12 protein-coding genes are annotated in these 10,092 nt (G+C 41.8%); 2 read left to right on the top strand and 10 right to left on the bottom strand.

Features of this window, described 5'->3' with window-relative positions:
• Nucleotides 1–75: 75 nt before the first annotated feature.
• Entirely contained in the window at nt 76–642 is a 567-nt protein-coding gene (gene xpt / locus AB5935_RS11590) for a xanthine phosphoribosyltransferase (protein WP_005847479.1), read from the bottom strand.
• Nucleotides 643–998: 356 nt separating this feature from the next.
• Here xpt and AB5935_RS11585 point away from each other — a divergent pair, with 356 nt between their 5' ends.
• Nucleotides 999–1,322: a hypothetical protein gene (locus AB5935_RS11585; protein WP_007837698.1), complete on the top strand. Its 324-nt coding sequence runs from the start codon at nt 999–1,001 to the stop codon at nt 1,320–1,322.
• A gap of 202 nt (nt 1,323–1,524) precedes the next feature.
• A complete protein-coding gene (locus tag AB5935_RS11580; RefSeq protein WP_007837699.1) occupies nt 1,525–1,773 on the top strand; it encodes a hypothetical protein in 249 nt (82 codons plus the stop codon).
• Between the two features lie 87 nt (nt 1,774–1,860).
• Here AB5935_RS11580 and AB5935_RS11575 read toward each other — a convergent pair whose 3' ends face one another.
• The 9 genes from AB5935_RS11575 to AB5935_RS11535 form a co-directional block, all read right to left on the bottom strand.
• Nucleotides 1,861–2,490 (bottom strand): nitroreductase family protein, encoded by a 630-nt coding sequence (locus AB5935_RS11575; protein WP_038609079.1) that lies wholly within the window; start codon nt 2,488–2,490, stop codon nt 1,861–1,863.
• 12 nt (nt 2,491–2,502) lie between these two features.
• Nucleotides 2,503–3,855 carry a dipeptidase gene (locus tag AB5935_RS11570; protein ID WP_007837701.1) on the bottom strand — a complete coding sequence of 451 codons (1,353 nt, stop codon included), beginning with the start codon at nt 3,853–3,855 and terminating at the stop codon, nt 2,503–2,505.
• Nucleotides 3,856–3,868: 13 nt separating this feature from the next.
• Nucleotides 3,869–4,945, bottom strand: a complete 1,077-nt coding sequence (gene aroC, locus AB5935_RS11565) for a chorismate synthase (protein ID WP_038609082.1) — start codon at nt 4,943–4,945, stop codon at nt 3,869–3,871.
• A gap of 206 nt (nt 4,946–5,151) precedes the next feature.
• On the bottom strand, nt 5,152–5,733 hold the full coding sequence (locus tag AB5935_RS11560; protein WP_005847199.1) for a LemA family protein: 582 nt from the start codon (nt 5,731–5,733) through the stop codon (nt 5,152–5,154).
• Nucleotides 5,734–5,769: 36 nt separating this feature from the next.
• Nucleotides 5,770–6,690: a TPM domain-containing protein gene (locus tag AB5935_RS11555; protein WP_007837707.1), complete on the bottom strand. Its 921-nt coding sequence runs from the start codon at nt 6,688–6,690 to the stop codon at nt 5,770–5,772.
• The gene (locus AB5935_RS11550) at nt 6,687–7,637 is read right to left on the bottom strand and encodes an alpha/beta hydrolase (protein WP_007842652.1); all 951 of its coding nucleotides are present in this window, start codon (nt 7,635–7,637) and stop codon (nt 6,687–6,689) included. The genes AB5935_RS11555 and AB5935_RS11550 overlap by 4 nt, the downstream gene beginning before the upstream one ends.
• Nucleotides 7,638–7,644: 7 nt before the next feature.
• Nucleotides 7,645–8,385: a shikimate dehydrogenase family protein gene (locus AB5935_RS11545; protein ID WP_007842653.1), complete on the bottom strand. Its 741-nt coding sequence runs from the start codon at nt 8,383–8,385 to the stop codon at nt 7,645–7,647.
• A gap of 18 nt (nt 8,386–8,403) precedes the next feature.
• Nucleotides 8,404–9,141, bottom strand: a complete 738-nt coding sequence (ubiE, locus tag AB5935_RS11540; protein ID WP_007842654.1) for a bifunctional demethylmenaquinone methyltransferase/2-methoxy-6-polyprenyl-1,4-benzoquinol methylase UbiE — start codon at nt 9,139–9,141, stop codon at nt 8,404–8,406.
• 96 nt (nt 9,142–9,237) lie between these two features.
• A partial coding sequence (locus tag AB5935_RS11535) for a phosphoribosylaminoimidazolesuccinocarboxamide synthase (protein WP_368327432.1) occupies nt 9,238–10,092 on the bottom strand: 855 nt, incomplete at its 5' end.

The raw sequence follows: 10,092 nt of genomic DNA, 5'->3' as shown, positions 1-10,092 counted from the left end.
CGTGCAGGAGGGCGGTCGTTCAATCCGTAAATCAGTCCGGTATTGGATTGGGCGGTTTGAGATTCCTGCATGGGATTATCTTATTTTGATTTCACAATTGTCCAGACTTTCAATGATGGCCAATGACTCTACGCGGATACCTGCATTACGCAAATAATCTCCGCCATGTTGGAATGCTTTTTCGATGATGAATCCCATTCCGGATAGTTCGGCCCCGGCTTTTTCTACCAAATCGATGATCCCCTTGGCTGCATTGCCGTTGGCGAGAAAGTCGTCAATAAAAAGAACACGGTCTCCTTTGGACAGGAAATCTTTGCTGACGCATACATCATAAGAACGGTCTTTAGTAAATGAATATACACTGGTGGTGAGCATATTTTCCATTGTGACGGGTTTCTTTTTCTTGGCGAAGACAACAGGAAGTTCCAGTAAGTAGCCTACCATGATGGCGGGAGCTATACCACTGGCTTCGATGGTCATAACTTTATTGATATTGGTAGAGGCAAAACGGCGTACAAATTCTACAGCAATGGATTTCATGAGGATAGGATCCATTTGGTGATTGATGAAATTGTCTACTTTCAGTATTCCTCCTTCGAAACATTTTCCGTCCCGTAAAATGCGTTCTTTTAGTGCTTTCATTCAAATAGTATTTTATAAATGAGTCGCAAAAGTACGTATTTTGCGGCATTATGCCAAACGTTTGTACAACTATCTCTACAGAAGCTTTTTTACTTAATGGCTAGGAAAGTTGGAATAGATAGGGCTGTGAAAGCATAAGCTGGTGTGGATTAAAGAATGTTTATTTCCACAAACTTTAGTTTATATATTTGGTATGTACTTCTTTTCTTAATAATTTAGTTCTCAATATAGTTTTCTTAATTTAGTATTCTTACTTAACGAAGATATTCTAATGGAGGAAAATGACTGAATATGATGTATATTTTTCTTGTCTTTTATGATATCTGTCGGTAGGTAAACATTTAAATTTAACCATTATGAAAAAGATATTTTTATCACTTGTATTCCTTTTTGGTGTAGGAACTTTTGTCATGGCTGATGATACCATGAAAGTAAAGAATGATACAGTTACTGTGGAAGACGGATTTAAAAACATAGACCTGAAAGAGGTTCCTCAATCTGTTAAAGATGCCATAGCTAAAAAATATCCCGAATCGACTCTTAAAAGTGCTTCTCTTTCTCTAAAAGAAGAAGGGGTAAAGGCATACAGAATAGTATATGTAACCAAAGAAGGAGTTGAAAATAGTATTCTTATTAATATAAAGACGGCTCCTGCTAAAACAGCTCCTGCTACAAAGTAGTTTTTGACAGGTAATATAGAATGTTTTATTAATATATTGAAAGCCACCTTGCTATGGTGGCTTTTTTGATGGGATAAGTTCTTTTTCCTGTCGGATTTAGACTTTATATATAGCAAAGAACAGATTGAATTTGTAAGAAATAGGGTATATGCTTATATTTGAACATAGTTTAAAATCAAGTTTATAATCAAATAGAAAAAGTATGAAAAGACAATTATTTGCAGTGTTAGTGTGCATGACGATGTTTGCTGTTACATCTTGTGGTGAAAAGAAAGGAAAGGATAAATTTGAGGAGCGTATAGAAAAAGCCAAAGAATCGGTTGAAGACGTGATGGATGATGCCAAGGATCAGATTGAGGATAAAGCTGATGAGGTTGGGGAAACTTTGGATAAAGCTAAAAACAAGATAGAAAAGACCAAAAAGAAACTTGATGAGGCTGATAGAGATTGAGGAAAATTAACTATGAATGAATGGAAAGAGATTGTCGGCTGATTTATATTAAACCAGCCGACTTAATTTATATTTCTAGACCTTTGTTTACCATTTATTATAATGGATATTTTCGGTCTTGAATTTATCTTTAGATTCTTCCCGATGTTGTGGATAACCCACTGGAATCAAATTGAAAGGAATGATATGGTCTGGTAAAGATAAGACTGACCTTACCTTTGCAATGCGGTCGTTCTCCGGATAGACCGCAGTCCATACCGCTCCCAACCCCATTGACTCTGCTGCCAGTAACAAATTTTCGGATGCGGCGGAGCAATCTAGCATCCAGTACCGGTCTTTTTCTCCGTTCAGAGCTTTGCTTAAATCACCACAAACCACGATGGCTAGTGGAGCCTGTGCCGTCATCTTGGCATAAGGCAGTTCGGCGGCTAGTTTATCTAATACTGTACGGTCATCCACTACCACGAAAGCCCAAGGCTGCTTGTTTACTGCTGTCGGTGCAGCCATAGCAGCTTTTACTAATAAGTCCATTTTCTCTTTTTCTATCGGTTGGGATGTATAGGCACGGACGCTCTTTCGGGCAAAGATATTTTCTATAGCCGTGTTTTTTCCTGTTTCTTCTTTTTTTGTTTCCATATTGTTACAACCTCCTGTCATTAGTAATGTTATTGAAAGAGTAACAGTTGTCAGAGTTTTAAAGATTGTTGCCGCATTCATTTTTATTATTGATTAATAATTGAGATGGAATTCTACCACAGCTTCAATTCCTTTACGGAATATATCCAGAGAGAAGTTTTCATTAGGCGAATGGATGGCATCACTTTCCAACCCGAATCCCATGAGAACGGTCTTTATACCTAAGATTTGTTCAAAATCACTGATGATAGGAATACTTCCTCCACGGCGTACGGCAAGTGGTTTTTTCCCGAATGCTTTAGCAAAGCCTTTTTCGGCAGCCTGATAGGCGGGCAAGGTGATGGGGCATACATATCCTTCGCCCCCGTGCATCGGGGTTACTTTTACTTGTACATATTCCGGAGCGATAGACTGGATATAGTCCACAAACAATTGGGAAATAACTGCGTGGTTTTGATGTGGAACCAGTCGGCACGATACCTTGGCATATGCTTTTGAGGGAAGTACGGTTTTTGAACCTTCACCTGTATATCCGCCCCAGATACCACAAATATCAAAAGAGGGACGGCAGCTATTACGTTCTAAAGTGGAATATCCTTTTTCACCTTTCAGTGCTTTTACGCCAATGGCTTCCATATATTTTTTTTCATCGAAAGGAATTTGTGCAATCATCTCACGTTCGGCAGCCGGTACTTTCTCTACATCGTCATAAAAATGGGGGATAGTGATGTGTCCGTCTTCGCCAATGACTTGGGCTAACATACTGCACAGGGTATTGATAGGATTAGCTACCGCTCCGCCGAAGTGTCCGGAATGAAGGTCACGGTTCGGACCGGTCACTTCTATTTCCCAATAAGCCAGACCTCGTAAACCTGTAGTCAGAGAGGGAAGGTCCGCGCCTAGCATACTGGTATCCGAAACTAGAATTACATCGGCTTTCAGCAATTCCTTATGTTCCTTGATGAAGGTATTCAGACTGGGAGAACCTATTTCTTCTTCACCTTCGAAAATAAATTTCACATTGTGTTTCAGCAGTCCGTTTTTTACTACGTATTCGAATGCTTTTACTTGGATCATAGCTTGTCCTTTATCATCGTCAGCGCCACGTGCCCAAATGTGTCCGTCGCGAATTTCAGGTTCAAAAGGTTGGCTTTTCCAAAGGCCCAACGGCTCGGCAGGCATTACGTCATAGTGGGCATAAATCAATAGGGTAGGAGCATCATTGCTTACATGCTTTTGTGCAAATACCAATGGATTGCCTTGTGAGGGCATTACTATGGCTTCATCTGCTCCGGCTGCCAACAAAAGTTCTTTCCAACGTAAGGCACAGGCCAGCATATCGTCTTTATGTTCGGGTAAAGCACTGATGCTGGGAATGCGGATGAGGCTGAAAAGTTCCTCCATGAAGCGCGCTTCATTTTCTTTAATGTATTGTTTTATTTCCATAATTGAATGATTCTTATAGTTGTGTAGTCCTGTCTATCAGATAATAATCCAAAATGGTCATGGCAGCCATGGCTTCTACAATGGGGACGGCACGCGGCAGCACGCAGGCGTCATGACGTCCTTTGGCTTTCATGGTCGTGTCTGTGCCGTTGATATTTACAGTATGTTGCTCCATCAGAATTGTGGCAACTGGTTTGAATGCCACACGGAAGTAAATGTCTTGTCCGTTGCTGATGCCTCCTTGTATTCCTCCGGAATAATTACTTTTTGTTTCTACTCTTCCATTATTATTATAAAATACATCATTCTGCTCGCTGCCTTTTAGTTCCATGGAGTCAAAACCTTGTCCATAAGAGAAACCTTTTACGGCATTGATACTTAACATGGCATTTCCTAGTGCGGCATGTAACTTCCCGAATACGGGTTGGCCTAATCCGATAGGGCATCCTTTGATGAGGCAACTCACTACACCACCTATTGTATCGCCTTCTCCTTTGATTTTCCAGATAAGCTCTGCCATTTCCTTGGCTTTCCCCGGATCGGGACAACGCACATCGTTTGTTTCTATCAATTCGAGGTTATAGCTTTTGTAATCTTTATCAAGTTTGACAGATCCTACTTGTGAGGTATAAGCTGTGACACTGATTCCTAGTTGTTTCAATGCTAATTTGGCTAAAGCTCCTGCTACTACGCGCGAAATGGTTTCTCGTGCTGATGAACGTCCCCCGCCACGGTAATCACGGATTCCGTATTTTTGCATATAAGTATAATCTGCGTGTGAAGGGCGGAACAGATTCTTGATATTCTCGTAGTCGTTTGAATGTTGGTTCTTGTTCCATACCACAAATCCGATGGGGCAACCGGTGGACTTGCCTTCGAATATACCTGAAAGGAATTCCACTGTATCAGGCTCCTTGCGGCTGGTGGTAAGTAATGACTGTCCGGGACGGCGGCGGTTCAGTTCCTGCTGAACGAAATCCATATCAACCTTAATACCGGCAGGGAAGCCGTCAATGACGCCGCCTACTCCCGGTCCATGGGATTCACCGAAACTGGTTAACCGGAAAATATTACCAAATGAATTGAACATATTGCTTGTAGTTTTAAAAGTTTCTTTCCGTAAAGATAATGATTTTAGGGATAATATGCTTGATTGTTGTTGAAAAATTAGTGAGATGGATAAAAATAGGGTACGGATTGTATGATTTTTACAGTTTGGCATAAAAAAACTGCATGGTTTCTACAATCCGTACCCGAAAGCTGTTTCTTAAGATTGGAAACAGGGACTTGTAAAAGTTAGAATTCTACTTTAGGTGCTTTATCAGCTCCTTCTTCAGATTCAAAATATGGGCGTTTGTCAAATCCGAACATACCTGCAAGCAAATTGCGGGGAAAAGTGCGGATAGCTGTGTTATATGCGCGTGCTGTGTCATTGAATCTTTTGCGTTCTACACTGATTCGGTTTTCTGTACCTTCCAGTTGTGCTTGCAACTCTTTGAAGTTCTCATTGGCTTTCAAGTCGGGATAAGCTTCGGTGATAGCGAGCAGGCGGCTCAACGCACTACCTACTTCGCCTTGTGCCTTTTGATAGGCCTGCATTTTTTCGGGAGTCAGGTCATCGGCGCTGATCTGCATTTGAGTGGCTTTGCTACGGGCGTCTACTACAGCTTGAAAAGTTTCTTTTTCGTGTGAGGCGTATCCCTTTACTGTATTTACCAAGTTGGGGATTAAATCAGAACGGCGTTGGTACTGGTTTTCTACATTGCTCCACGCTGTGCTGACAGATTCATCCATTTTTACCATACCATTATAAGAGGTTATTCCCCAAATGGCAATTAATACAATGACTACTATTACAATAATCGTTGACTTTTTCATATGTATATACTATTAAAATTATGAATATTCTTGTTCTTAAAAACGGCTTCCGGCTCCTCCGCCTCCAAAGCTTCCACCTCCGAAACTTCCTCCGCTAAATCCGCCGCCACTTCCACCGTGGCCACCAAAAAATCCTCCTCCCATTCCGCCTATGAACGGACCTCCTCCTCGGGGACCTTTGTAATTCTCATCTCTCGACCGTTCTTTCCGTCTGAGGATATGTCCGCAATTTCTGCATTTATATACTACTTCTTCAGTCTTTGTTCCGTTACTTCGGTCTATAACTTTGGAAGAAAGACGTTGCAATTTGTGTTTTTTGCAATGGGGGCAGCGTGTTTTACGCCAGTTTGCATATAATCCGATGCCAATAAATCCTCCGAAAATCACAAAAAAGATGATGATGAATTCCAAAGGATCATCTTCGCTTTCGTCATTGTTTATATTTTCCATGGAACCGTCCAGATAGCCGTTTACGGCCCGTATTCCTGCTACCATTCCTGCGTTCCAGTTATTGTCCTTGAAATAGGGCAGCATATAGCGGTTCTGAATCCGTTTGCAGATGGCATCCGGCAATATCCCTTCAAGACCATATCCAGTAGCGAACTGCACACACCGCTCGTCGGTGGAAAGCAAGATGACCAGCCCATTGTCACGTTCTTTTTGTCCTACGCCCGTTTCCTGTCCCAGCCGGTGGGCGAAATCAAAACAATCACCTCCCTCTATGCCTGTTACCGCTACCACTAATGTTTGTATACCTGTTTTTTGCTCTAAAGCGTAGAGGATGCTGTCCATAGTGGTGACAGCGGTTGATGAAAGGATACCGTCGGGATTGCTGACGTAGCGGGTACGGTTTTGCAAATGTACCATCGGTATGTCTTTTATGGCATATTCTTTGGCTTGAAGGTGGACGGAGCCAAGGAGCATGAAAAAAGTAAGTAAAAATGTCAATTTTCTCATTGGATGTATTTGTCTACAAATGCTTTTACTTTTTGGGTATATTCTTCGGTATTGAACAGATAGGAGTGTGCATGGTCTGCTTCCGGAACTATCCATAATGCTTTGGGCTGAGGTTTTGCCTCATACAATTGGTACACCATCCATGTGGGTACGTAGTCATCTTTATCACCATGGATAAAGAACATGGGCAGATGGCATCGGGCTACCTGTTTCAATGCGGATGCTTCTTTGAATCCCCATCCATATTCCAGCTGGCATAACCAGTCGGCAGTGTACATTAACGGGAATTGAGGCAAGCCGAATTGTTCTTTCAATTCTTTGGAAAATTGATCCCATACGCTGGTATATCCGCAGTCCTCGACAAAACATTTCACATAGTCGGGTTGCGGTTCGCCTGAAACCATCATAGTGGTGGCTGCACCCATCGAGATTCCATGTACTACCATGCTGGTACTGTCACCGTAAATTCGATTGGCAACCTCCATCCATTGTGTTACATCTTTGCGGTCTAACCATCCCATTTGTATGGCATTTCCACCGCTCAGACCAGTATTGCGCAAATCAGGTAGGAGGATGTTGAAATCCAATTTTTTATTGTATAGATAACCTATCATCATCATGCGGATGGCATTGTCTGTATACCCGTGTACTATAACTGCGGTTTTGGCTGTCGGGCGGCTGGAAGCCACATAGTAAGCATGCAGTTTTACGTGGTCGGGAGAATAGATAAAGGTATCTTTCAGTGCTTGGTTCTGTTTCAGACTATCTATCCATGGTTTTAGATAGGAGTAAGTCTTAAACATATATTGCCAGGAACTTTCTAAATTCTTTCCCCTGTTTTTAGGGCGTAAGGAATAGTCCAGCATATATTGACTGGCTCCAAGTAGGACTATAATAAGCAGAACGAATATACAACTCGTTCCAATAATCATTTTTTTTCTTTTCATACCTTATCTATTTGTTCCATATATCCCATGCACCAAAGGCTTGCAATAAGAGCATTTCTAAACCGTTTTTGGTAATTGCCCCTTTGTCTGCCCCCTTTTTCATAAAAAGAGTAGTGTCAGGATTATATAACAAATCATAAAGCAAATGGTTGGGTGTGAGATATTGGTATGGAATATTGGGATATTCATCGGCACGGGGATACATACCTACAGGAGTGCAGTTAACAATTACTTTATACTCATCCATGATTTCGGGAGTGAGCTGATCGTAAGTCAGCATTTCTTCACGCAGGTTTCGTGATACGAATTTGCATTCCAAACCTAATTTTTTCAGTCCGTAGGCAATTGCTTTCGAGGCACCTCCTGTTCCTAGAATCAGAGCTTTTTTGTGCTGGGGTTCCAACAAGGGGTCGATAGATTGAGTGAAACCAATCACATCGGAATTATAGCCTATTAGCTTGGTCTTACCTTTTTGGCGGACAATTTTGATTACATTGACGGCTCCGATGGCTGCCGCATCTTTATCCAGTTCGTCCAAATAAGAGATGACTTGTTCTTTATAAGGTATAGTGACATTGAACCCTACTAAATCAGGATTAGCCAATAACACAGAAGGCAGTTCTTTGATGGATGGGATTTCAAAGTTTACATATTCGGCATCAATGTTTTCCGAATGAAACTTTTCATTGAAAAAGTTCTTTGAGAACGAGTGTCCTAACGGATAACCTATCAAACCATATTTTTTCATAAAACTCTATACTTTAAATTATTTCGTTGCTAAATAAAGCGTACAGATACCTAGCGTCAACCGTTTGAAACTCACCTGATTGAATCCGGCTTTACGGATAATGTCTGTCATTATTTCGCCTTGTGGAAAGGCTTTGATGGATTGCGGCAGGTAAGTGTAGGCACTACGGTCTTTAGAGAGTAGCTTGCCCAAAGTGGGGATGACTATTTTAGAATAGACAGCATATAGCTGTTTCATGGGAAACCAGTCGGGTTCAGAGAGTTCCAAAATGACTAGTTTTCCGTTGTCTTTCAGTACGCGGTGCATTTCGCGGAGTCCTTTGTCAAGGTCCTCGAAATTGCGTACACCGAATGCTACGGTAATAGCGTCAAAGCGTTTGTCGGGAAAGGTAAGTGCTGTACAGTCTTCTTTAGCAAAGGAGATACGGCTGTCCAGTCCGGCGGCTTTTACTTTTTCACGTCCCACATTCATCATGCCTTCGGATATATCGGTACCTATCAGCTCTTGGGGGTGAAGTGTCTGACAGGCTTGAATGGCAAAATCGCCCGTTCCGGTGGCTACATCCATTATGTATTGCGGGTGAAAAGGTTTCAGCCAGTTAATGGCTTTGCGGCGCCAGCTTTTGTCAATATTCCATGAAAGGGCATGATTCAACTGGTCGTAAGCAGGGGCAATGTTGTCGAACATTTTCTCTACTTGGACGCTTTTCTTTTCGTCAGCGTTGTAGGGCTTGATTTTTTCTTGTGGGTAGTTCATGTTTAATTAAAATTGAAAATTAAAGATTAAAAGGAGAGGGTGGAGGATTTTTGGATTCCTGTACTTGTCTTTTAATCTTTAATTTTTCATTTTTATTTATTTCAAGTATTCGGTTACGTTCTTTTCTATACGTGCGGCGATGTTTTCAGTGTCTGCTTTCACAAATTTTTCGCCGGTGATGTGCTCGAACAGTTCCATGTAGCGTTCGCTGATAGAATTTACGATTTCCGGAGTCATTTCGGGAACTTGTTGTCCTTCTTTGCCTTGGAAACCATTTTCCATCAACCATTCGCGTACGAATTCTTTAGAAAGTTGTTTTTGAGGTTCGCCTTTTGCAAAGCGTTCTTCATAACCTTCCAAATAGAAGTAACGGCTTGAATCCGGAGTGTGGATCTCATCCATCAGGTAAATAGTGCCGTTGTGTTTACCGAATTCGTATTTGGTATCTACCAGGATCAGTCCGCGTTCTGCAGCGATTTCAGTACCGCGTTTGAACAGAGCCAATGTATATTTTTCCAATATTTCGTATTCTTCGGGAGTAGCCAGACCTTGTTTCAGAATTTCTTCCTTAGAGATGTCTTCGTCATGCAGGCCCATTTCGGCTTTAGTGGTTGGAGTAATGATTGGTTCGGGAAATTTCTGGTTTTCTTTCATTCCTTCGGGAAGTTGTACACCACAGATTTCGCGAACGCCGTTTTTGTAAGCACGCCATGCGCTACCGCACAGGTAACCACGGACAATCATTTCCACAGGAAAACCTTGACACATAACTCCTACGGTAACCATAGGATCTGGGGTCGCCATTTTCCAGTTGGGGCAGATGTCAGTAGTTGCATCCAGAAATTTGGCTGCAATCTGGTTCAGCATTTGTCCTTTGTAGGGAATACCTTCAGGCAGAACTACGTCGAATGCGGAGATACGGTCGGTAGCTACCATTACTAACTTTTCGTC

Source organism: Phocaeicola sp. RTP21198st1_B8_RTP21198_201120 (genome assembly GCF_040929485.1).
GTDB lineage: Bacteria > Bacteroidota > Bacteroidia > Bacteroidales > Bacteroidaceae > Phocaeicola > Phocaeicola dorei.
Note: the sequence above shows the minus strand (reverse complement) of the source record. Positions and strands in the feature narration are given on the sequence as shown.